The following is a 22,417-nucleotide window of genomic DNA, read 5'->3' as shown; positions in this document are numbered from 1 at the left end:
ATGATTTTACATTATATAAAAGTAGCATTTAGAAACTTGTGGAAGTACAAGGCGCAGAATATAATCTCTGTCATCGGATTGGCAGTAGGACTACTGTGTTTCAGCGTATGTATGTATTGCAGCCGTTTTGTAGAATTCACCAATCATTGTTTTGATAATTATTCCCGCATAGCAGAACTAAATTTTTATAATGAACAGACTGGGGATTATTTTTCCGGTACACAAGTAGCGTTATCCGAAGAACTTCGTACTTGGGCTATGGGCGAAGTGGAAGCGATTTCCTGTATGGCATATTCCCGTGAGCGTTCTTTTCTGGTTGAACTATCTTCGGATAAATCATTGCCATACGATCTTGAAATCATGGAAGTAGATACCCTATACGATAAAGTCTTTACTCCACAAATAGTAGTTGGTAGCTGGCAGACAGCAAGTCGGATGCCGAATGCCGTTATTATAAGCCGGTCCACTGCCATAAAGATATTTGGTCAGGTGGAAACTGCCATTGGCAAACACCTGACTCTAACAGAACGGCTTTATACTTCTCCGGACAGTACCCCGAAGGCAGGAGGTATTGTGTACACAGTGCAAGCAGTGATGGAAGATATTCCGCTGAACAATGGTTTTAGTTTTATGTGTCATATCGATGCATTGGTTATCAACGATAGTGAAGGACTTTTTCAGAGTCCGAAACGTAATGATATAACGGGGGCTCGGACATACGTTTTGTTATCTCCGCAGGCTGGCATTACCGATTTCGAAAAACAATTCTCCAAGCGCGACTATACTTATATCTTACATAACCAGACTTATACCGTTATTGCCCGCTATATAGGAAACCTATCGCAGGAGAAAGGTGCTTATATTTTGGGATGGGTCACCGGAATCGTCGGTACATTGATATTGCTGGTCGGATTGATTAATTTCTTTCATTTTCTTATCGGCTCTTTCCTGAATCGCACTAAGGAATACGCTATAATGAAAATGCTTGGTGCTGACTGGAAACGGCTGTTCTGCCTGTTATTAATACAATCTCTGATTGTCGTATTTGCATCCTCGTTTCTGGTTGTATGGGGTGTGGAGCTGATTGGTGATAGAATGGATTTTTCTTTACCAGGTCTCACAATGAATTTCCCTTCTGAAACACTTCTAAAGCATATTCTGCAATACATTGTTTTGCTTGTGTTACTTTGTGTGGCAGTCTGCTTGCTCGTCTCTGTCCGTATTCGCAGATTTTCCATACAAACAGGTATATATGGAGGCCAAAAGCGTCGTGGGAAACAATGGGGACGTAACTTTATGCTTGGCATCCAATTTTTAATTTGTTGGGTATTCGTAGCGCTGACCGCCAGCCTGTTCCTACAATCGGGAAAGATGACTGAAACCTTATTCCATACGTTAAGTCAGGAAGATAAAGAAGCGATTCTTAGTATACCGCTGGACTATTCATTCCTAGAGAATAAAGAGAAACTAGAAATGGTGGAACGTTTCAGGCAGCATGCCGGTGTGAAAGATATTTTGTTATCTGACATATCCTATACTCACGGAGTATCCGGAAACTTATTAATGACGGAGAAGGGAAATGATAACTCTTGGATTGATATCAATGTAATGTGTGTACCATTGAATTTCTTCACCTTCATGAACATTCCGATGACGGAGGGTAGGACGATCCGGACAAAAAAGGATCTCGTAATGGATGAAGTTTGGCAGAAAAGACAAAAGAGAGATATCATCGGAATGAACTTCTACGACTGGACCAGTGATTTTACCGTCTGTGGAGTATGTGCCCCCTTTCAGACAGATGTACATAATCATAATGGCGGATTTGCTTTCACGCTTTATGATTCTTCCGAATACGTAGGGCACTGCTATGTGAAATGTTATCCCGAACAGCAAAAAGAAGTAATTAAATGGATTGAGACTATCCGTCGTGAAGTGCTGCCGGAGAATATTCCCTCCCAAGTACGTACATTTCAGGATGATTTGTACGAAGTGCAGGCACTGGAATATATCCTGAAAGACATCATCTCATTTTTTGCAATTGTAAGTATTATCATTACCCTGTTGGGAGTGTATTCCAGCATTACGCTTGATACAGAACGGCGCCAGAAAGAAGTTGCCATTCGCAAAGTGAACGGAGCTGGAATATGTTCTATCATCTGGTTATTTGCACGTTTGTACCTGATTTTGCTGGTAGCGACTGCCGCCATCGCTTTTCCGCTCATTTACGTGGTATTGCAACTGTGGAAACAAATGTACACCGTATTCTTTAATGATGGAATATTATACTGGGGAAGCATATTTGGAGGAGTAACCTTATTAACAGTAATCACCATTATTTTTAAAATACTGAAGATTGCGCGTATCAATCCCGCAGAAGTAATCAAAAACGAATAAAAATATAATTCTAAAACAATACAGTTATGATTAAGACCATTAACTTACAGAAGATTTTCAAAACGGAAGAAGTAGAAACTTGGGCGTTGAATAACGTCAGTATCGAAGTGAAACAAGGCGAATTTGTAGCCATCATGGGGCCCTCCGGCTGTGGTAAGTCAACATTGCTCAACATTTTGGGGCTGCTCGATAACCCGACAGGAGGGGAGTATTACCTGAATGGAACGGAAGTCTCTCGGTATACCGAATCGCAACGTACCAGTCTTCGCAAAGGTGTGATAGGGTTTGTGTTTCAGAGCTTTAATCTGATAGACGAGTTGAATGTATACGAAAACATCGAACTACCTTTACTCTATATGGGTATTTCCGCTTCCGAACGGAAAAAGAGGGTAGAGGCAGCTATGGAGAGAATGGCTATCACCCATCGTAGCAAGCATTTTCCGCAACAACTCTCCGGTGGTCAGCAGCAACGCGTCGCTATTGCCCGTGCCGTCGTGGCAAACCCTAAACTGATTCTGGCTGATGAACCGACCGGTAATCTGGACTCCAAAAACGGTAAAGAAGTGATGGGACTGTTGAGCGAACTGAATAATGAGGGAACCACCATCGTCATGGTGACCCACTCACAACATGATGCCGGTTATGCCGACCGCATTATAAACCTGTTTGATGGACAGGTGGTGACTGAAGTTAGTATGTAAACATAAGTTGTCGATAAAGAATATATCATGATAAAACACTATCTGAAAGTAGCCTTTCGCAATCTGATGAAATACAAGACACAAAGCCTTGTCAGTATCATTGGACTGGCAGTCGGCTTCACCTGTTTTGCGCTATCGGTATTATGGATTCGTTATGAGATGACTTATGATACTTTCCATAAAGGGGCTGAACGTATTTATATGGTACGTGCACATTATACTGATATTCCGGAACATATATCCAATTCAACTCCTTACCCTTTGGCAGCCTATCTTCAGGAAAAAATGCCGGAAATAGAAGCAAAGGCTACTACTTCTGTACATCAGAATGTGAAAATCCGCATGGAAAATGATGAGTATGAAGTAGTAATGGCTGCGGCAGATTCTGCTTTTATGAACTTCTTTCATATACAGTTACTGAAAGGAACTGTCAACTTCTTGAAAGAAAATAATCCTGAAATTGCAGTAACGGAAGAGTTTGCCAAAAAGCTTTTTGGTAGTGAGGATGATGCTTTGGGAAAAGAAGTGGAGGTAAACGGACGTTCCCGTCAAATAGGGGCAATTGTGAGTGGATGGTCCCGCCATTCCAATATTCCGTATAGTGTATTAGTCGCAGCCAGGCACAGTCCTCGATGGAAAAGTGGTCCTGAACAATTATTTATTCGTGTTCGTGCAGGGATGGATATGGATACATTCCGGAAAAAAATAAGTACCATGGATCTTTCAGATATTCAAAAAGAGAGTGAACTTTCGGATCTTCTGATAACCCGGATTTCAGCTTTGCGTTATTCTGATTATGTTTCCAAAATCGATGTTGTCATTTCCTTCAGCTATATTTTCTATTTTTCCTTAGCTGGTGGATTAGTTATCATCTGTTCACTATTCAATTACCTGACTCTTTATATCAGCCGGCTTTATATGCGCAGTCATGAAATGGCACTTCGTAAAGTGAATGGTGCCAGTCATAACGCTTTGTCCGTTCAATTTGCCATTGAACTGTTGATGATTTTGTGCATAGCTTTGGCGGGTGGATTATTGATGATAGAGATAAGCATGCCTTATTTCTTGAATTTCACTCAAATAGAAGCTGATTCGTATTATGGGGAAATCATTCTATATCTTCTGATTGTAATCATTCTGTCTTTCCTGTTTGCACAAATACCATTGTCTTACTTTCGTCGCCGGACATTGCAGGAAGCAATAAAAGGAAAGGGGGGATCTGCGAGACCTTACTTGTTTCGTAAGACAGCCATTGTGATACAGTTAATAGTCAGCCTTGTTTTTATCTTTTGCACAGTAATGATTATGAAGCAACTTTACTTCCTGAAGAATACTGATTTAGGTATGGAGCGTCATAATATAGGTAACGTTGCCTTATGGAATGGAGACATCAAACAATGGGAAGAGAAAATAAAAGCTTTACCCATGGTAACAGAAACGTTGCCTCCCTCATATTTCCCGATTATTCCTACAGGTCCGATGATGTATATCGAAATAAATAATTGGGATGATCTTCCCAAAATATCGGAGGAATCTCTCACTATCGGTATGATGCCTGCCAAAGGAGATTTTTTTGAATTTTACGGCTTGAAGTTATTGGAAGGTGAGTTTATATCAGATAAGAATCAAGGGAATGATGTCGTGATAGATGAAAATACATGCCGGAGATTTGGTTGGAAACAGGCCTTGGGAAAAAGTTTCTATTATGAGTGGAACGGTCAGCGTAGTGCCTATAAAGTTGTCGGAGTGGTAAAGAACTTTAGTTATCGCTCTCCTACAAGTAAACCGGGGCTTATTGCATTTCAACATCCCAAGGCACAGGAGTATCTGCTGAATCGAGCCAGTATCCTTTTTAAATTTAGAGAAGGTGCCTGGAATGAATGCCGTGAAGCAATAGAGAAACTGTATAAAGACGAATTTCCAAATGCTTATATGCGATTGTTTAATGAAGAAAAGGAATATGATAAGTATCTCCGCTCCGAAGATGCATTGATGAAATTATTGAGTATCGTATCATTGACATGTGTTATCATCTCCATATTCGGAGTCTTTTCATTGGTTACTTTATCGTGTGAACAACGTCAAAAGGAAATTGCTATACGTAAAGTGAACGGAGCACAGGTCTGTCATATCCTGCGTATGTTTTTCCAAGAGTATTTGTTGTTGATGACCATATCTGCCGTTGTTGCATTTCCGATAGGATATGTGGTGATGAGTCATTGGATCGAGAGTTATGTAAGACGGACAACAATGGATGGTTGGATATATATAAGTATTTTTGTTGTCGTAGCAGTCATCATTTTACTTTGTATCATTGGACGAGTGTGGAAAGCGGCGCGACAGAATCCGGCAGAAGTAATCAAAAACGAATAATAAAATAACAATATCATGATAAAACACTATCTAAAAGTAGCCTTTCGCAATCTGATGAAGTATAAGCCACAAAGTTTTGTTAGTATTATCGGATTAGCAGTTGGCTTTACTTGTTTTGCGCTATCGGTATTATGGATTCATTATGAAATGACTTATGATAATTTTCATGAGGGAGCCGATCGTATTTATCTGGCAGGCAGTAGCTTTCGTCTTTATGGAGACGGATTTACCTATAATTCATCTAGTTTTCTAGCTGATTATTTGGCAAAGAATTGTCCGGAGATAGAGAAAGTATGTCGTATCTTTTATGACTGGAATGAAAAAAAGATTAAGAATGAGGATGTTGAGTTTGTGGTACGACGTATAGAGGTAGATTCAAATTTCATTTCAATGTTCAATATTAAAGTATTGGATGGAGATAACCATCTACAGCTAAAAAAGGATGAAATTGCTATAACAGAAAATACGGCAAAGCGAATATTTGGGAAAGAATCTCCGATAGGTAAACACTTGATTTTAGAGGAAAGTAACGAAGAAAAAATAATCGTTGCAGTTGTAAAGTCATGGGAAGGACACTCTTTGTTTTCATTTGATATATTATTGCCATTTCATGATACAAACCCCAATTGGGGGAACCAACGATGCCAAACGCTTTTTCGTATTTATCCCAACTGTGATATAGAAGCATTGAAACAGAGGTTGTCAGAATATGAAGTACAACAAGATGGTCATAAATATCCAAATTCTACGCTTATTGCTCCATTATCCACATTGCGGAGTAGTCATCCGAGGGAAGATGTGAATGTGAAGTTGAATCATATTCGTCTTTTTGCATGTATTAGTGGTTTGGTGATAATTTGTGGAATATGTAATTATTTAACAATGTTGATAACTCGTATCCGGATGCGTAAACGTGAGTTAGCGTTGAGGAAAGTCAATGGTTCATCAAATGGTGGATTACTCACTTTACTTCTTACAGAACTTGTCTTATTACTAATTTTATCTTCAGGAATAGGACTGGTATTGATAGAGCTTATCCTGCCCACTTTCAAACGTTTGTCACAAATTGATGAGGGTACTTCATCTTTTTATATCGAAGTATTTGTTTATATACTATCATTGATTGCCGTGACAGTTGGTTTTGCATCTCTGCTTATACGATACATCAGCAGGCGAACTCTACTTAGTAATATAAACAAGAAATCCAATCTTCATCTCTCCGGCTGGTTTTATAAGAGTAGCATTTTATTTCAGTTGTTTATTAGTATAGGCTTTGTCTTTTGTACTTTGGTAATGATGATGCAACTTCATTTTTTACTAAATACTAGAGAACTTGGAATAGAACGGCATAATGTAGGAGCTGTTGTTTATTGTTCTGAAAATATCCCTTTCAAAGAAATTGTGAGTCAGATACCAGAAGTATCAGAATGTTTGAATGGTTTTCATACACCTATTCCTAAGATGTTCTATTCAACATATAGGGTAAAAGAATGGGATGGAAAGACCACTGATGGTGAACAATGTATTGATTTGGAAGATGAAACAATTAATCAGGACTATGCCGATTTCTTTGGAGTTGAGGTGCTGGACGGAAGCATGCTGGATGAAAAGGATGGAAAAAATATGGTTGTTATAAATGAAGCTGCTGTGAAAGCTTTCGGATGGCACAACCGATTGGAAAGAAAATTGATAAATTAGGAAGGCATTATATAGTGAAAGGGGTTATTAAAAATATTTCATATAATGCCCCAATACACCCGGTAGCCCCTGCTATGTTTTTTTTGCCGGATAATATAGGCAGAGGAGGTATTATATTCAAAGTGAAAGAGGGAACTTGGAATATTGTTTCTGAAAAGATAAAAGCGGAAGTGAATAAAGTTAATCCAAATGCAGAATTGATGTTGTCTAATATTGAAGAAGTTTACGACGCTTACATGAAATCAGAGAGAACATTGTGCAAACTGTTGAGTGTGGTTTCTGCTATTTGTATATTAATTGCGGTATTTGGTATATTCTCGTTAGTGACTTTATCCTGTCAGCAACGTCGTAAAGAAATAGCTATACGCAAGGTAAATGGAGCCAATATAGGAATAATCTTGAATCTATTCTTTAAAGAATATTTATTTTTACTTGTACTTTCATCGTTCTTTGCTTTTCCGCTAGGATATGCTATGATGAAGCATTGGCTTGAAAATTATATAAAGCAAACACCGATGGAATGGTGGTTATATGCAGTTATATTTATAGGAATGGGCCTTGTCATTTTCTTAAGCATCATCTGGCGCGTGTGGAAAGCCGCCCGGCAAAATCCAGCAGAAGTACTCAAGAGTGAATAAGATAAAATAAAAGTCTGGCACATTGATTTGTGTCAGACTTTTATTTTATTCACTTGATATGAGTGATTTATTTTTCGTAGATTATAAAAGATCCAATGCTTTAAATGCCTTAACTAGCTTTTCTACAGCACGGTCTATTTGATCTTTTGTATGAGTAGCCATTAATGCTACGCGCACCAAAGTATCTTGTGGTGCACATGCCGGCGGAATAACCGGATTGATGAATACACCTTCATCAAAAGCTAATTTGGTAACCATAAACGTTTTTTCCGTGTCACGTACGTAAAGAGGGATGATAGGTGATTCTGTTGCACCGATTTCAAAGCCAGCTTCACGGAAACGTTTCAATGCATAGTTGGTAGCTTCCCACAACGCTTCAAGTCTTTCCGGTTCATTTTGGATGATGTGGAGAGCTTCGAGAGCAGATGCAGTAGCAGCCGGAGTGTTGGATGCACTGAAAATATAAGTACGTGCGTTGTGACGTAACCAGTTGATGATAGAAGAATCAGCAGCGATAAATCCGCCGATAGAAGCCAGTGACTTGCTGAAAGTACCCATAATCAAATCAACCTCGTGAGTCAGACCGAAATGGTCGCAGACGCCACGTCCTTGTTTTCCGAATACGCCCAAGCCGTGAGCTTCGTCTACCATGATAGTAGCGTTGTATTTATGTTTCAAGCGTACGATTTCGGGCAAGTTTGCCAAGTCACCTTCCATAGAGAACACACCGTCCACTATGATTAGTTTCACTGAATCCGGATTGCACTTTTGAAGTTGCTTTTCCAGATCCGCCATATCGTTATGCTTATATTTTAATTGTTGGGAGAAGGAGAGACGACGGCCATCTACGATAGATGCGTGGTCGCGGTCATCGCAAATGATATAATCATTGCGGTCTGTCAAAGCAGGAATAACTCCGGAATTCACCGTAAAACCGGTTGAGAAGCAGAGCGCTTCATCTTTGCCTACAAAGGCAGCCAGTTCTTTTTCCAACTGAACGTGCAGGTCAAGCGTACCATTCAAGAAGCGCGAGCCTGCGCAACCGGAACCATATTTATGCATGGCGTTGATACCAGCTTCAATCACTCTTTCATCTCCCGTAAGGCCAGTGTATGCATTGGAACCGAACATCAACACTTCGTGTCCGCCCATTTCTACCTCTGTACCCTGCTTTCCTTCTATCTCACGGAAATATGGGTAAACGCCCTGTGCCATAAACTTTTGTGGCAGGTCGTACTTAGCTAACTTCTCTTGTAATAATCCCATGAATTATAATTTTTATACTCATACTCAGATCGTTCGCTGACGATCTTACATCCTTTTATCTTAACAAGTGTTTAAAAACAGGGGGCAAAGATAACAAAATTTGCTTTTATCTGTTCTTTTTAAGAGAAAAAAGTTGCTCTCGTATGATTAGAAACCTCTAATAGATTAAAATTTAAGATATTTATATTACTTTTGTCGTCTACAATCGACAAGAATAGCATGAACGAAAGAATGAAAAAAATAAAATTCGTCGTCAATCCTATTTCGGGAACACAAAGTAAAGAATTGATTCTTAACTTGCTGGACGAAAAAATAGACAAGGCGAGATACTCTTGGGAAGTAGTGTATACGGAAAGAGCCGGTCATGCAGTAGAAATAGCTGCCAAAGCTGCCGAAGAGAAAACAGATATAGTAGTGGCTATTGGTGGGGATGGAACGATCAATGAAATAGCTCGTTCGTTGGTGCATACTGATACCGCGCTGGGAATTATTCCCTGCGGATCGGGCAATGGACTGGCGAGGCATCTGCATATACCGATGGAGCCGAAGAGAGCATTGGAAGTGCTGAACGAAGGTTGCATGGATGTGATAGATTATGGTAAGATCAACGGTACAGATTTTTTCTGTACTTGCGGAGTGGGATTCGACGCGTTTGTCAGTCTGAAGTTTGCGCATGCCGGTAAACGGGGGCTATTGACTTATCTGGAGAAAACCCTGCAGGAAAGTCTTAAATATGAGCCGGAAACGTACGAACTGGAAACGGAAAACGGAGTCTCCAAGTATAAAGCCTTCCTGATTGCCTGCGGAAACGCGTCGCAATATGGAAACAATGCTTATATCGCACCACAAGCCACTCTGACAGATGGTTTGCTGGATGTGACCATTCTCGAACCGTTCACCGTATTGGACGTTCCTTCATTGGCCTTTCAATTATTCAATAAAACAATCGATCAGAATAGCCGTATCAAGACTTTCCGCTGCAAGCAGTTGTGCATCCGCCGGACTACTCCGGGCGTCGTGCATTTTGATGGTGACCCCATGGAAACGGATGCCAATGTAAATATTCAACTGATTCAAAGAGGATTGCGCGTGGTAGTGCCACGAGCATCGGAAAAGGACGCAGCCAATGTGCTCCAAAGAGCGCAGGAATATATGAATGGCATCAAATTGATGAATGAAGCCATCGTCGACAATATAACAGATAGAAACAAGAAAATATTGAAAAAGCTGACAAAGAAAGTCTGATAAAATAACGGATTACTGACACCGAATTACAAATTATTGCGTACTTTTGCGCAGTTTTGGTTCGATCAAAATAAAAACGCGAGTGATAATCGTTTAAATAAAAAATATATGTTTAGAACGCACACATGTGGAGAACTTAGAATCTCTGATGTAAACAAGCAAGTCACGCTGTCCGGATGGGTACAGCGCAGCCGTAAGATGGGAGGGATGACTTTCATTGACCTTCGCGACCGTTACGGAATTACCCAATTGGTTTTTAATGAAGAAATTAATGCTGAACTCTGTGAACGTGCTAATAAATTGGGACGTGAGTTCGTCATTCAAGTGACAGGAACGGTTAATGAACGTTTCAGCAAGAATGCAAACATTCCTACCGGAGACATTGAAATCATTGTTTCCGAACTGAACGTACTAAATACTGCCATGACTCCTCCGTTCACTATCGAAGATAACACGGATGGGGGTGATGATATCCGCATGAAATACCGTTATCTGGATTTACGCCGTAACGCTGTACGTTCCAATTTGGAACTGCGTCATAAAATGACAATTGAAGTTCGCAAATATCTGGATAGTCTGGGTTTTATCGAAGTGGAAACGCCCGTTTTGATCGGTTCTACTCCTGAAGGCGCACGCGACTTCGTGGTGCCGTCACGTATGAATCCGGGACAGTTCTACGCACTTCCGCAGTCTCCGCAGACCTTGAAACAGTTGTTGATGGTTTCCGGTTTCGACCGTTATTTCCAGATTGCGAAATGTTTCCGTGACGAGGACTTGCGTGCCGACCGTCAGCCGGAATTTACACAGATCGACTGTGAAATGAGCTTCGTTGAGCAAGAAGATATTATCACTACTTTCGAAGGAATGGCTAAACATTTGTTTAAGACTCTTCGTGGTGTGGAACTGAATGAACCATTCCAACGTATGTCTTGGGCGGACGCCATGAAATATTATGGTAGCGATAAACCGGATTTGCGTTTCGGCATGAAATTCGTGGAACTGATGGACGTCATGAAAGGTCACGGATTCTCTGTATTCGATAATGCGGCTTATGTGGGCGGTATCTGTGCAGAAGGTGCTGCGACTTATACCCGCAAGCAGCTGGATGCATTGACCGAATTTGTAAAGAAACCGCAGATTGGTGCGAAAGGAATGGTTTATGCCCGTGTGGAAGCCGACGGAACGGTGAAATCGAGTGTAGATAAATTCTATACGCAGGAGGTGCTCCAGCAAATGAAAGAAGCATTCGGAGCTAAACCGGGTGATTTGATTCTGATTCTGTCTGGCGACGATGTAATGAAAACACGTAAACAACTTTGTGAGCTTCGTCTGGAAATGGGTGCTCAACTGGGATTGCGTGATAAGAATAAGTTTGTTTGCCTTTGGGTGATTGACTTCCCGATGTTCGAATGGAGCGAGGAGGAAGGACGCCTGATGGCTATGCATCATCCGTTTACTCATCCGAAAGAGGAAGACATTCCGATGTTGGACACTGATCCGGCTGCTGTACGTGCAGATGCATACGATATGGTAATCAACGGTGTGGAAGTTGGCGGCGGATCTATCCGTATCCACGATGCGAAATTGCAGGCGAAGATGTTCGAGATTCTTGGATTCACTCCGGAGAAGGCAGAGGCACAGTTTGGCTTCCTGATGAATGCCTTTAAGTATGGTGCGCCTCCTCACGGTGGTTTGGCATACGGACTCGACCGTTGGGTGTCTTTGTTTGCAGGATTGGATTCTATACGCGACTGTATTGCGTTCCCGAAAAATAATTCCGGACGTGATGTAATGCTGGACGCACCCTCTGCAATCGACCAGAGCCAGCTTGATGAACTGAATTTGATCGTAGATTTGAAAGAGGGCGAGTGAAAGAATCTGTACGCATATTCCGTTTTATAGTCATCGGTACAATGAACGCTTTGATTATGGCGTTGGTTGTATGGTTAATGATGAAAGAAATGTCATTTGACGGCGACTATATGGTGGCTAATATAACAGCGTATCTGATAGCTCAAATCCATAACTTTATCTGGTGCAAATACTGGATATTCCCTGTAGAAAATAAAAAGAATAGTATCTGGAAACAGATACTGCTCTTTTGTTCTGCTTTTGCCGTGGCTTACACCGCACAGTTTTTATTTCTTATCTTATTGGTAGAAGGACTGGACATGAATGAATATCTGGCTCAATTTCTGGGATTGTTTATTTATGGAGGAGCTAATTTCCTAGCCAACAAGAAAATAACTTTTCAATGAAATAGTTATTAAATATAATATATAGAAAGGGCACAGAGTTTTAAATTTAGATTTTGACTCTGTGCCCTTCTTATTTCCTTATTGTAGCAGAGACATTTCCCACATAATAAATATAATAGGGACTGTCTGACAAGTCCCTATTAATAATTTCACCCACGCTATAACTATCTGTAGCGTGGGTGATTTTCAATATTTAGAATTCGTTAGACAGCTCCTTTTTTGTTGTGATATTTATAAATATCCTCTCTTATGTCTTTGGGAGTGAACTTTATTGGGGAACTTCTGCATTGAACTTTAATCGAGAAAGCGTTTGGTAAGTCCTTCGTATTCGTCAATCCGGCGATCACGGAGGAAAGGCCACCAGCGGCGGACGTTTTCCGAGCGTTCCATATCTATTTCCACTACCATGTTTTCCGGATGATCGTTTCCGGCTTGTGCCAGGAATTCTCCTTGCGGTCCTGCTACGAAACTGTTTCCCCAAAATAGGATGCCGTTTGTCTGTCCGGAAGGATCGGGCTCGTGTCCTACACGGTTGACGGAGATAACAGGAAGACCATTGGCAACGGCATGGGCACGCTGCGAAATAATCCAGGCGTTGAGTTGGCGGGCTTTTTCGTCGTCCGTGTCACTGCTTTCCCAGCCGATGGCAGTAGGATAAATTAAAAGTTCCGCACCTTTCAGTGCCATCAGGCGGGCAGCTTCCGGATACCATTGATCCCAGCATACCAGTACGCCCAGCTTTCCTAAAGAGGTTTGAATAGGTTCAAAACCGATGTCTCCGGGAGTGAAATAGAATTTTTCGTAGTAAGCCGGATCATCGGGAATATGCATTTTCCGGTATTTACCCGCAATGCTTCCGTCGCGGTCGAACACAACAGCGGTGTTATGATATAGTCCGGGGGCACGTTTCTCAAAAAGAGAGGTGACAAGGACTGCTTTATTGGCGGCTGCCAACTCGGAATAAAAGCCTGTGGATGGTCCGGGAATGGGTTCAGCCAGATCAAACAGGTTGGTGTTTTCTGTCTGGCAGAAATAAAGTGAATTGTGTAGCTCTTGAAGCACAATCAGTTGCGCACCGTGAGCAGCGCAAGCCTCGATACTCTTTGCGAGGTTCATCAGGTTGACCCGAATATCTGCGGTATTGGATTGTTGGATGATTCCGACTTTTATCTTTTTCATGATGAATAATTACTTGGTTGATTCATTCGTTATTTTATAACTCCCAATGGGTATTGCATGGTGACACAATGCAGGGAACCGTGTTGCTTAATCAGGGCACGGCAGTCTATTCCGATTATCTGATGCCCTGGAAATGCTTGTTGTAACACATCTCTTGCTTTTTGGTCATTCGCTGGCTGATGGTATGTCGGGTAGAGAATAACTTCGTTCATAATCAGGAAGTTGGCGTAAGTTGCGGGCAGGCGTTCGCCGTCTTCTTCGATCTTGTCCGCCATCGGTAAGGCTAACAGGCGATAGGGTTCTCCTGCTAAGGTGCGGAATGTTTTCAGTTGTTCCTCCATTGCGAGTAATGCTTGGTAGTGTTCGTCTTCTTTGTCGTCGCATTTTACGTAAGCAATGGTGTCGGTAGAACAGAAACGTGCCAAAGTGTCGATGTGGCTGTCAGTGTCATCACCGGCAAGATAGCCGTGGCCTAACCAAAGAACCTTTTGAAGGTGGAAGGTTGATTTCAGGTATTCTTCTATCTCTACCTGGTTCAGTCGCCCGTTCCGTTGGGGAGAAAGCAGGCATTCGGAGGTAGTGAGCAGTGTGCCCATTCCGTCGCTTTCGATGGAGCCTCCTTCGAGAACGAAGTCGAGGCGGTCTATATACTGGCCTTTCAAGGCTCCGGCTTCTACCGCTTGTTTGGTGATTTGATTATCCAGTTCGGAAGCAAATTTCAGTCCCCAGCCGTTGAATGTAAAGTCGAGCAGGGAAGGGGTGCCGGTGTCTATCATGGTGATGGCTCCGTGGTCGCGTGCCCATGTGTCATTGGTGGCACATTCCAGAAAGCGGACGTTGTTCATGTTGACGGTAGCGGCTATCTGTTTTTTCACTTCTTCCGGTTCGGGGGTGACAATCAATAGTAACTCTCGCTTCGCTATTTCCCGGGCTATGTTTATAAAACACTCTTGCACTTCTGCCAGCATGTATGCCCAGTCTGTACCGGCGTGTGGCCATGTCAACTGTATACCACTCTGCATATGCCATTCGGCGGGCAAATGAGGGACTCTCATTTCTACCTGCACGGTCATGTTTTTGCCGAAATTCAGCTGCAAATCTTTCTCCGAGCCACTTGGGCTGGGAAGTCCAACCATGATTCCCATTAGACTATTATCTATTTAGTTATTTATAAAATCAGTTTATTGTCTGCGTCAGTCGTCAGTGTGCCTGTTACGCATCATTACGCATTATTATGAATTCGCTTCCTGCTTTGGCTTCCGGTCAAAGAACGGATTCTTGGAGGATGCACTTACAGGGATGGCCATTACCATCTTGCAGTCTTTCAGCCAGTTCAGACGTTGTGCTGCTAGTCCGGCAGAGAACATCACACGTGTGTCTACACGCAAATCGGCTGCCGTAGCGCAGGCGGAACCTATGGCGATACCTACATCTATGCTGTTCAATGCGCAGGGAACTCCTTCTGTACGTCCGTCGCAGGTGGTGAAGCCGCAATGACCGCAGTTTAAGCCTTGTGTCTGCTCGCGTGTTCCTATCAATACAACACATTCGGCACTTAAGATGTTGTCGGCATCACGAAGGAAAAATTTCATTCCGTGTTCTTCTACCATAGCTATCATAGTGTCCGATAGTTGTTTAATCTCTTCATCCGTGATTAGGGCCACTTCGATAATATCGATTCCTTTTCCTTTCGGAGCAGTACGCGCAGCCGTCATCATCTGGCGGGCTACTTGTAATACATGTTCATGACGGGCATCTCTTTCGTTCAGTATCATAACTTTTCTTGAATTAATTAGTGAGGCAAAGATAACGTTTTTCAAGAAAATAGTACCTTTGCCGGAGAGAAAGAATTAAAAACGCTATGCTACATATTAATAACGCCTGTATTGCTTTTGGTACGGAAGTGCTTTTCTCCGGTTTTAATATGAAACTGGAAAGGGGAGAGACAGCCTGTATCGTAGGGCAATCCGGTTGTGGAAAAACTTCGTTGCTGAATGCGGTGATGGGGTTTGTACCTTTGAAAGAAGGATCTGTGCGGGTAGGGGAAACATTGCTTGATAGATCAACCATCGATAGTGTCCGTAGACAGATTGCATGGATTCCCCAGGAATTGGCATTGCCTTTTGAATGGGTGAAAGAGATGGTAGCTCTCCCGTTCGGACTGAAAGTGAACCGTTCTGTCCCTTTTTCGGAAGAAAGGCTTTTTGCCTGTTTTGATGAATTGGGACTGGAACATGAATTATATACCAAGAGAGTGAATGAAGTGTCGGGCGGTCAGCGTCAACGCATCATGCTTGCTGTAGCCGCTATGCTCAATAAACCTCTGATTATTATAGACGAACCTACTTCTGCTTTGGATGCCGATTCGACCGGTAGGGTCTTGTCTTTCTTCCGGCGACAGGCGGAAAGGGGAACAGCAGTGCTGGCCGTATCGCATGATAAGGATTTTGCTTCGGGTTGTCATTATTTAATAGAGTTGTAACGATTGGAGAGAACTCTAATACGAATCGGATAGAATTGTTAAGAATACACTGTGGGAACGATTGATATATCATATTATAATCTTTTTATAGGCTTGCTTCTGCTTGCCATCCCGTTCTTTTATCTTTGGAAGTTTAAAACGGGACTACTGAAACCTGCCCTGATTGGTACAGTACGGATGATTATCCAACTGTTCTTTATCGGCATGTATCTGAAATATCTCTTTTTATGGAACAATCCCTGGATTAACTTCCTTTGGGTGATAATTATGATATTCGTAGCTGGACAGACAGCACTGGTGCGTACCCAGTTGAAACATCGTATCTTATTAATCCCTATTACGGTAGGATTTCTTTGTAGTGTTGTACTGGTAGGCTTGTACTTTATCGGTGTTGTTCTTCAATTGGACAATATATTTAGCGCCCAATACTTTATTCCGATATTCGGTATCCTAATGGGTAATATGCTTTCGAGCAATGTGATAGCTTTGAATACGTATTATAGCGGATTGAAACGTGAGCAACAGTTGTACCGTTATTTATTAGGGAACGGAGCAACAAGGCAGGAAGCGCAGGCTCCATTTATCCGACAGGCCATTATTAAATCCTTCAGTCCGCTGATTGCGAACATTTCCGTGATGGGATTGGTTGCTCTTCCCGGCACAATGATCGGACAAATCTTGGGAGGAAGCAGTCCGAATGTTGCCATCAAGTATCAGATGATGATTATGGTGATTACTTTTACGGCATCTATGCTGTCGCTGATGATTACTATTTCATTGGCTTCACGCCGATCTTTTGACGCATATGGGAAATTATTAGAGGTAACGAAAGAACCCCGAAAATGACAGTTACCGATCAGATATTCCGTAAAGTGGCTGAAACTTCTATTCCGCATTTTTTTATAACAGTGGAGTTTTCGGCATCCGGCACTGAAATGCCGGAACATATCGAATCGTTCCTGCGGGAAAAGCACAAAGTAATTCTTCGTGGAGCCAGCGGGCGTAAATTTATCTATAAAGAAGGAGAGTGGCGGCTTATTTTTACTTTCTTTCCTACCGACAGGGTGGTAGACGAACGGTATGCGCTGAAAAACAAAGTATAGATGAAAAGCGAAAGATAGACGCTAAGACAACGGGTTATCTTTGTTTTTAGCTCCGGTTGTGAGCACATTGATTACTTGCCTTTCAACATTCCCCATAAGCAGCGAAGCTGCACGAATTGTTCTCCGGGTTGCACATATCCGCCTTCAAACATCTTTTCCGACACTTTAAATTTGGAAAGATGATGGCGTATGTACGTCTCTACAGCCGGGGATTGTTTTTTGACGAATGACATCAAATCGACCTTTCCATCTTCACGAATAAGAACATGGGCTTTGATGGTACGAAAGCCGTACTCTTTGCAGTGTTTGGTTTCTGCCTTATCAATCCAGAAGATAGCAGTAGCTTTGACCGTATCTGCCGTGCAATCTTCGGCATTGTCAATTTCTGTAGACTCGGCTACAGCTGTTTCCGTATTATCACTCTTTTTGAGTTGACAGGAGGCCGTCACAACTATCAGCAACAGTAGAGTCAGAATTGTTTTCATCGTATTTATTATTTAGTGGAAGTAAAAATACAGATTTTCAATAAATAACGGAAGTTTTACGCAGAATTTTATAATTAGTTTTTATTCCGGCATTGATTTTTATCCATATTTGTCCGATGAAAATAGGCAAAAGGCAAAAAGAATATACACTCTCTTTGCCTTTTGCCTATTGATAAAACTGAAAAATGAAATCAATTGTTTAATCTGAAACTGATGTAGATATAGTTAGGGTTTAGCGGAAGTCTTTCAGTTCTTCCTGTAATTTCTGGCGCGTGAAGAAGATACGGCTCTTTACAGTGCCCAACGGAAGATTCAGTTTTTCTGCAATCTCGCGGTATTTGAATCCGGAAACGTGCATGGCGAACGGAACTCTGTATTCTTTCGGAAGAGCATTGACTACGCGGTGCATCTCTTTCAGGTCGTACGTTTTTTCCGTACTTTCAAACCCTGCATCTTGCGGTAAATTAAGATGGTAGAGATTGTCCGTATGGTCAATAAATGTCTGGTCACGAACTACCTTACGATAGTTATTGATAAAGATGTTGCGCATGATGGTATACATCCATCCTTTGAAATTTGTATCAGGTGTATATTTTTCTTCGTTATCTAATGCTTTTAATGAGGTTTCCTGCAGCAAATCGTTTGCTTCTTCGCGGTCTGTTGTCAGTTTGTATGCGAAACGTAGTAGTTCTTCCTGAACGCCTACCAAGTCTTTTCTGAAGCTTAAACTTTTCATATGTGTTGTTTTTAAAATGTGAGTATTCGTTGTTAAAATTTTGATGTTGCAAGTTTAAGGTATTTTGTCGATCCCGCTGGGGGAGAATCCGACGGAATTTAGGGGAATTTCTATCATCGGATAGTTTTTAGGTCTTATTTGATAGTTTTCGGGTGGTGTTTGATATCTTTTACGGTGGTCTCAAGAAAACGGATAACGATAAATTCTCTAAAAAACGACCGTTTAGTATGATTATTCCTTTTTTATTTATTATATTTGCAACCAAATTTTCTACCAAATAATGAAAATTAAGCAAATAGTAAGCGCCCTTGAACGATTCGCGCCTCTGCCATTGCAAGACGGCTTTGATAATGCCGGCCTGCAAATCGGATTGACAGAAGCGGAAGCAACAGGGGCTTTGTTGTGTCTTGACGTTACTGAAGCCGTGTTGGATGAAGCGATCGCGTTGGGTTACAATCTCGTCATATCTCATCATCCGCTGATTTTTAAAGGGTATAAATCCATTACGGGCAAGGATTATCTGGAACGCTGTATATTGAAAGCAATAAAGAATGATATTGTGATCTATTCGGCGCATACCAATCTGGATAATGCGCAAGGTGGAGTCAATTATAAGATAGCCGAAAAAATCGGATTGAAGAATTTGAAAGTGCTTGAGCCGAAAGAGAATAACTTGGTTAAGTTGGTGACGTTTGTCCCTTACGCACAAGCTGACGCGGTACGCGAAGCACTGTTTGCTGCCGGATGCGGAAATATAGGCGACTATGATTCATGCAGTTACAATCTGAAAGGAGAGGGAACTTTCCGTGCAAAAGAGGGAACGCATCCTTTCTGTGGAACAATCGGAGAACTGCACCACGAAGAGGAGGTGAGGATTGAAACGATTCTTCCTTCCTTTAAAAAGGCGGAAACCATCAAGGCTTTATTGGCTGCCCATCCTTATGAGGAACCGGCATTCGACATTTATCCTTTATTGAACGACTGGTCGCAGGCGGGATCGGGAATTGTCGGTGAATTGGATGAATCGGAGACAGAGCTCGAATTTTTGAAACGCATCAAGAAGACATTCGAAGTGGGATGTTTGCGTCACAATAAGCTGAAGGGAAGAGAGATACAGAAAGTGGCATTGTGCGGCGGTGCAGGTGCATTTTTGCTTCCACAGGCAATCCGGTCGGGAGCGGATGTTTTTATTACCGGCGAAATTAAATATCATGATTATTTCGGCCATGAAGAAGATATTCTGATGGCAGAGATTGGTCATTACGAAAGCGAACAATATACAAAAGAAATTTTTTATTCCATAATCCGGGATTTATTTCCTAATTTTGCACTCCAATTGAGTAAAATAAATACGAATCCCATAAAATATTTATAAGTAAAATGGCTAGAGAAGCAAAAAAAGATCCGAATGAGTTGACGGTAGAACAGAAACTGAAGACACTGTTCCAACTGCAAACGATGTTGTCTAAGATTGATGAAATCAAGACATTGAGAGGTGAACTTCCGTTGGAAGTGCAAGACCTTGAAGATGAAATTGCCGGTTTGAGTACCCGTATCGACAAGATCAAAGCTGAAGTGGATGAACTGAAATCTGCTATTGCCGGCAAGAGAGTAGAAATCGAAACAGCAAAGGCTTCAGTAGAAAAATATAAGTCACAACAAGACAATGTTCGCAACAACCGTGAATATGACTTCTTGACAAAGGAAATCGAATTCCAGACATTGGAGATCGAACTTTGCGAAAAGAGAATCAAAGAATATTCTGCTGATAAAGAAGAAAAAGAGGCTGAAGTGACAAAGAACGATCAGATTCTTAACGAAAGAATGAAAGACCTGGAGCAGAAAAAGAGCGAACTGGATGAAATTATCTCTGAAACCAAACAGGAAGAAGAGAAATTGAGAGACAAAGCTAAAGACTTGGAGACTAAGATTGAACCACGTCTGTTGCAGTCTTTCAAACGTATCCGCAAGAACTCTCGTAACGGATTGGGTATTGTGTATGTGCAACGTGACGCATGTGGTGGTTGCTTTAACAAGATTCCGCCCCAGAGACAACTGGATATCCGTTCTCGTAAGAAAGTAATCGTTTGCGAATACTGCGGACGTATTATGATTGACCCGGAATTGGCTGGTGTGCAAATCGAACACAAGGTGGAAGAAGCTCCGGCAACTACTACTAAAAGAGCTATCAGAAGAAAAACTGCTGAATAAAGAAAGCAGTGAAGTAGTAAGTAAAGTTACTATTTTGATATATAAAGTAAGCCCTGCAGCAATGCGGGGCTTTTTTTGTTTTAGTAAGTGCCCGTATAAAGGGAAATCGAATACTTCAAAATAATATTGCGTCGCGTGGGAGTTTTACTCCAATTTTACTCCGGTAAACAAACTTACCCTTTAGTTGTTATCTTTTCATTTCATAAAAACCTGAACTGATATGAGTATACGAGTGTGGGGCACATCGCTCCTTATGTTTCTTTCAACTGTAACTGCGGTTGGACAGACTGCAAACCGTTATTTGAAAGCTCCGCTCCCTAACGATTGGGAAGAGAGCGGGGAAGTGTTTCAACAGATACTTCCGGTGGATGACCATTGGTGGAAGTCATTCCAAGACGCCAAACTGGACTCTTTGATAGCTCTGGCAGTAGATCGTAATTATTCCGTTGCAATGGCAATCAACCGTATAGCCGCTGCCCGTGCCAATCTTTGGATAGAACGTAGTAATTTCTTTCCTTCCATCGGACTGAATGCAGGGTGGACCCGTCAGGAAACAAGTGGAAATACCAGTTCGCTACCTCAAACAACGGATCATTATTATGATGCTTCGTTGAGTATGAGTTGGGAGTTGGATATCTTTGGCAGTATCCGCAAGCGGGTAAAAGCACAGAAAGAGAATTTTGCCGCCAGTAAGGAAGAGTACACAGGTGTTATGGTTTCGTTGGCTGCGGAGGTAGCCTCGGCCTATATCAATCTAAGGGAATTGCAACAAGAACTTGAGGTGGTGAAGAAAAACAGTGCTTCGCAGGAGGAAGTACTGAAAATCACCGAGGTACGCTATAATACCGGACTTGTTGCCAAGCTCGATGTGGCACAGGCTAAGTCTGTGTTGTATAATACGAAAGCCTCCATTCCTCAACTGGAAGCGGGTATCAATCAGTATATAACGACATTGGCCGTTTTATTGGGAATGTATCCGCAGGATATTCGTCCGGTTCTCGAATCCGGCGGAACACTGCCCGATTACATGGAACCGATCGGAGTGGGGCTACCTGTCGATTTGTTATTGAGACGGCCTGATGTACGAGGTGCGGAATTGAGCGTGAATGCACAAGCGGCATTGCTGGGAGCCTCAAAAGCGGATTGGTTGCCGAAAGTTTTCTTGAAAGGATCATTTGGATATGCCGCCCGTGATTTGAAGGATCTCACCAAAAGTAAAAGTATGACTTATGAAATCGCTCCGTCATTGAGCTGGACTATTTTCAGCGGAGGACAGTTAGTGAACGCAACCCGACTGGCAAAAGCGCAACTGGATGAAGCGATCAATCAGTTTAACCAGACGGTTTTGACTGCCGTACAGGAGACTGACAACGCTATGAATGGCTATCGGAATTCAATCAAACAGATTGTAGCCCTGCGGGAAGTGCGTAATCAAGGGATTGAGACATTGAAACTTTCACTGGAATTGTACAAGCAGGGGCTCTCGCCTTTCCAAAACGTACTCGATGCGCAACGTTCTCTGTTATCTTACGAGAATCAGCTGGTACAGGCACAAGGGAGTTCACTTTTGCAACTAATAGCCCTCTACAAGGCTTTGGGAGGCGGTTGGAGAGAATAAAAAAATCAATCAAAAAATATATAACCT

Annotated in this window: 18 protein-coding genes and 1 pseudogene; 13 read left to right on the top strand and 6 right to left on the bottom strand. The window is 41.9% G+C overall.

The genetic code is table 11. From position 1 onward, the window contains the following. From HMPREF0106_RS02460 to HMPREF0106_RS02475, 4 genes and pseudogenes are all read left to right on the top strand, one after another. Complete coding sequence (locus HMPREF0106_RS02460) at positions 1–2,397, top strand: ABC transporter permease (protein WP_009041055.1); 2,397 nt, start codon at positions 1–3, stop codon at positions 2,395–2,397. 26 nt (positions 2,398–2,423) lie between these two features. After that, positions 2,424–3,098: an ABC transporter ATP-binding protein gene (locus tag HMPREF0106_RS02465; RefSeq protein WP_009041054.1), complete on the top strand. Its 675-nt coding sequence runs from the start codon at positions 2,424–2,426 to the stop codon at positions 3,096–3,098. Positions 3,099–3,125: 27 nt separating this feature from the next. Then, the gene (locus HMPREF0106_RS02470) at positions 3,126–5,471 is read left to right on the top strand and encodes an ABC transporter permease (RefSeq protein WP_009041053.1); all 2,346 of its coding nucleotides are present in this window, start codon (positions 3,126–3,128) and stop codon (positions 5,469–5,471) included. Positions 5,472–5,486: 15 nt separating this feature from the next. After that, positions 5,487–7,807: pseudogene (locus HMPREF0106_RS02475) on the top strand (ABC transporter permease). An 81-nt stretch (positions 7,808–7,888) separates the two neighbouring features. Here HMPREF0106_RS02475 and spt read toward each other — a convergent pair. Next, the gene (spt, locus tag HMPREF0106_RS02480; protein ID WP_004312889.1) at positions 7,889–9,073 is read right to left on the bottom strand and encodes a serine palmitoyltransferase; all 1,185 of its coding nucleotides are present in this window, start codon (positions 9,071–9,073) and stop codon (positions 7,889–7,891) included. A gap of 219 nt (positions 9,074–9,292) precedes the next feature. Between spt and HMPREF0106_RS02485 the strand changes: the two genes are divergently transcribed. The 3 genes from HMPREF0106_RS02485 (at position 9,293) to HMPREF0106_RS02495 (ending at position 12,576) form a co-directional block, all read left to right on the top strand. After that, positions 9,293–10,318 carry a diacylglycerol/lipid kinase family protein gene (locus HMPREF0106_RS02485; protein WP_004312888.1) on the top strand — a complete coding sequence of 342 codons (1,026 nt, stop codon included), beginning with the start codon at positions 9,293–9,295 and terminating at the stop codon, positions 10,316–10,318. A 108-nt stretch (positions 10,319–10,426) separates the two neighbouring features. Further along, entirely contained in the window at positions 10,427–12,190 is a 1,764-nt protein-coding gene (aspS, locus tag HMPREF0106_RS02490) for an aspartate--tRNA ligase (protein ID WP_009041051.1), read from the top strand. Beyond that, positions 12,187–12,576, top strand: coding sequence for a GtrA family protein (locus HMPREF0106_RS02495; protein WP_009041050.1), 390 nt, complete (start codon positions 12,187–12,189; stop codon positions 12,574–12,576). Before aspS ends, HMPREF0106_RS02495 begins: the two co-directional genes overlap by 4 nt. Before the next feature lie 294 nt (positions 12,577–12,870). Here HMPREF0106_RS02495 and HMPREF0106_RS02500 read toward each other — a convergent pair whose 3' ends face one another. The 3 genes from HMPREF0106_RS02500 to HMPREF0106_RS02510 all read right to left on the bottom strand — a co-directional run bounded on the left by HMPREF0106_RS02500 (position 12,871) and on the right by HMPREF0106_RS02510 (position 15,530). Further along, entirely contained in the window at positions 12,871–13,755 is an 885-nt protein-coding gene (locus HMPREF0106_RS02500) for a carbon-nitrogen hydrolase (protein WP_008022391.1), read from the bottom strand. 29 nt (positions 13,756–13,784) lie between these two features. Then, positions 13,785–14,900: an agmatine deiminase family protein gene (locus HMPREF0106_RS02505; RefSeq protein ID WP_009041049.1), complete on the bottom strand. Its 1,116-nt coding sequence runs from the start codon at positions 14,898–14,900 to the stop codon at positions 13,785–13,787. A gap of 87 nt (positions 14,901–14,987) precedes the next feature. Beyond that, a complete protein-coding gene (locus HMPREF0106_RS02510; RefSeq protein ID WP_008022389.1) occupies positions 14,988–15,530 on the bottom strand; it encodes a ferredoxin domain-containing protein in 543 nt (180 codons plus the stop codon). Positions 15,531–15,616: 86 nt separating this feature from the next. Between HMPREF0106_RS02510 and HMPREF0106_RS02515 the strand changes: the two genes are divergently transcribed. From HMPREF0106_RS02515 to HMPREF0106_RS02525, 3 genes are read left to right on the top strand one after another with little or no spacing between them, the layout of a single operon-like run. After that, positions 15,617–16,237, top strand: a complete 621-nt coding sequence (locus HMPREF0106_RS02515; RefSeq protein WP_009041048.1) for an ATP-binding cassette domain-containing protein — start codon at positions 15,617–15,619, stop codon at positions 16,235–16,237. Positions 16,238–16,288: 51 nt separating this feature from the next. Beyond that, positions 16,289–17,083: an ABC transporter permease gene (locus HMPREF0106_RS02520; RefSeq protein WP_009041047.1), complete on the top strand. Its 795-nt coding sequence runs from the start codon at positions 16,289–16,291 to the stop codon at positions 17,081–17,083. Further along, entirely contained in the window at positions 17,080–17,340 is a 261-nt protein-coding gene (locus HMPREF0106_RS02525) for a ClpXP protease specificity-enhancing factor SspB (protein ID WP_009041046.1), read from the top strand. The genes HMPREF0106_RS02520 and HMPREF0106_RS02525 overlap by 4 nt, the downstream gene beginning before the upstream one ends. Positions 17,341–17,411: 71 nt before the next feature. On the opposite strand, the gene HMPREF0106_RS02530 is transcribed toward HMPREF0106_RS02525, so the two are convergent. Continuing rightward, positions 17,412–17,825, bottom strand: coding sequence for a DUF4891 domain-containing protein (locus tag HMPREF0106_RS02530; protein ID WP_004312873.1), 414 nt, complete (start codon positions 17,823–17,825; stop codon positions 17,412–17,414). 232 nt (positions 17,826–18,057) lie between these two features. Then, the gene (locus HMPREF0106_RS02535; protein WP_004312907.1) at positions 18,058–18,561 is read right to left on the bottom strand and encodes an RNA polymerase sigma factor; all 504 of its coding nucleotides are present in this window, start codon (positions 18,559–18,561) and stop codon (positions 18,058–18,060) included. 280 nt (positions 18,562–18,841) lie between these two features. Here HMPREF0106_RS02535 and HMPREF0106_RS02540 point away from each other — a divergent pair, with 280 nt between their 5' ends. The 3 genes from HMPREF0106_RS02540 (at position 18,842) to HMPREF0106_RS02550 (ending at position 22,390) form a co-directional block, all read left to right on the top strand. Beyond that, positions 18,842–19,936: a Nif3-like dinuclear metal center hexameric protein gene (locus HMPREF0106_RS02540; protein ID WP_009041045.1), complete on the top strand. Its 1,095-nt coding sequence runs from the start codon at positions 18,842–18,844 to the stop codon at positions 19,934–19,936. A gap of 5 nt (positions 19,937–19,941) precedes the next feature. Continuing rightward, a complete protein-coding gene (locus tag HMPREF0106_RS02545) occupies positions 19,942–20,772 on the top strand; it encodes a zinc ribbon domain-containing protein (RefSeq protein WP_004312909.1) in 831 nt (276 codons plus the stop codon). Between the two features lie 220 nt (positions 20,773–20,992). Next, positions 20,993–22,390 (top strand): efflux transporter outer membrane subunit, encoded by a 1,398-nt coding sequence (locus HMPREF0106_RS02550; protein ID WP_008022376.1) that lies wholly within the window; start codon positions 20,993–20,995, stop codon positions 22,388–22,390. The last annotated feature ends 27 nt before the right edge of the window (positions 22,391–22,417 follow it).

The sequence above is a fragment of the Bacteroides sp. D22 genome, from assembly GCF_000163675.1.
Classification (GTDB): domain Bacteria; phylum Bacteroidota; class Bacteroidia; order Bacteroidales; family Bacteroidaceae; genus Bacteroides; species Bacteroides xylanisolvens.
Note: the sequence above shows the minus strand (reverse complement) of the source record. Positions and strands in the feature narration are given on the sequence as shown.

Excerpts from the sequence above, each read along its gene's own strand:
- HMPREF0106_RS02460 (WP_009041055.1), top strand. The coding sequence starts at position 1 with ATGATTTTACATTATATAAAAGTAGCATTTAGAAACTTGTGGAAGTAC.
- HMPREF0106_RS02465 (WP_009041054.1), top strand. The coding sequence starts at position 2,424 with ATGATTAAGACCATTAACTTACAGAAGATTTTCAAAACGGAAGAAGTA.
- HMPREF0106_RS02470 (WP_009041053.1), top strand. The coding sequence starts at position 3,126 with ATGATAAAACACTATCTGAAAGTAGCCTTTCGCAATCTGATGAAATAC.
- spt (WP_004312889.1), bottom strand. The coding sequence starts at position 9,073 with ATGGGATTATTACAAGAGAAGTTAGCTAAGTACGACCTGCCACAAAAG.
- HMPREF0106_RS02485 (WP_004312888.1), top strand. The coding sequence starts at position 9,293 with ATGAACGAAAGAATGAAAAAAATAAAATTCGTCGTCAATCCTATTTCG.
- aspS (WP_009041051.1), top strand. The coding sequence starts at position 10,427 with ATGTTTAGAACGCACACATGTGGAGAACTTAGAATCTCTGATGTAAAC.
- HMPREF0106_RS02500 (WP_008022391.1), bottom strand. The coding sequence starts at position 13,755 with ATGAAAAAGATAAAAGTCGGAATCATCCAACAATCCAATACCGCAGAT.
- HMPREF0106_RS02505 (WP_009041049.1), bottom strand. The coding sequence starts at position 14,900 with ATGGGAATCATGGTTGGACTTCCCAGCCCAAGTGGCTCGGAGAAAGAT.
- HMPREF0106_RS02510 (WP_008022389.1), bottom strand. The coding sequence starts at position 15,530 with ATGATACTGAACGAAAGAGATGCCCGTCATGAACATGTATTACAAGTA.
- HMPREF0106_RS02515 (WP_009041048.1), top strand. The coding sequence starts at position 15,617 with ATGCTACATATTAATAACGCCTGTATTGCTTTTGGTACGGAAGTGCTT.
- HMPREF0106_RS02525 (WP_009041046.1), top strand. The coding sequence starts at position 17,080 with ATGACAGTTACCGATCAGATATTCCGTAAAGTGGCTGAAACTTCTATT.
- HMPREF0106_RS02530 (WP_004312873.1), bottom strand. The coding sequence starts at position 17,825 with ATGAAAACAATTCTGACTCTACTGTTGCTGATAGTTGTGACGGCCTCC.
- HMPREF0106_RS02535 (WP_004312907.1), bottom strand. The coding sequence starts at position 18,561 with ATGAAAAGTTTAAGCTTCAGAAAAGACTTGGTAGGCGTTCAGGAAGAA.
- HMPREF0106_RS02540 (WP_009041045.1), top strand. The coding sequence starts at position 18,842 with ATGAAAATTAAGCAAATAGTAAGCGCCCTTGAACGATTCGCGCCTCTG.
- HMPREF0106_RS02545 (WP_004312909.1), top strand. The coding sequence starts at position 19,942 with ATGGCTAGAGAAGCAAAAAAAGATCCGAATGAGTTGACGGTAGAACAG.
- HMPREF0106_RS02550 (WP_008022376.1), top strand. The coding sequence starts at position 20,993 with ATGAGTATACGAGTGTGGGGCACATCGCTCCTTATGTTTCTTTCAACT.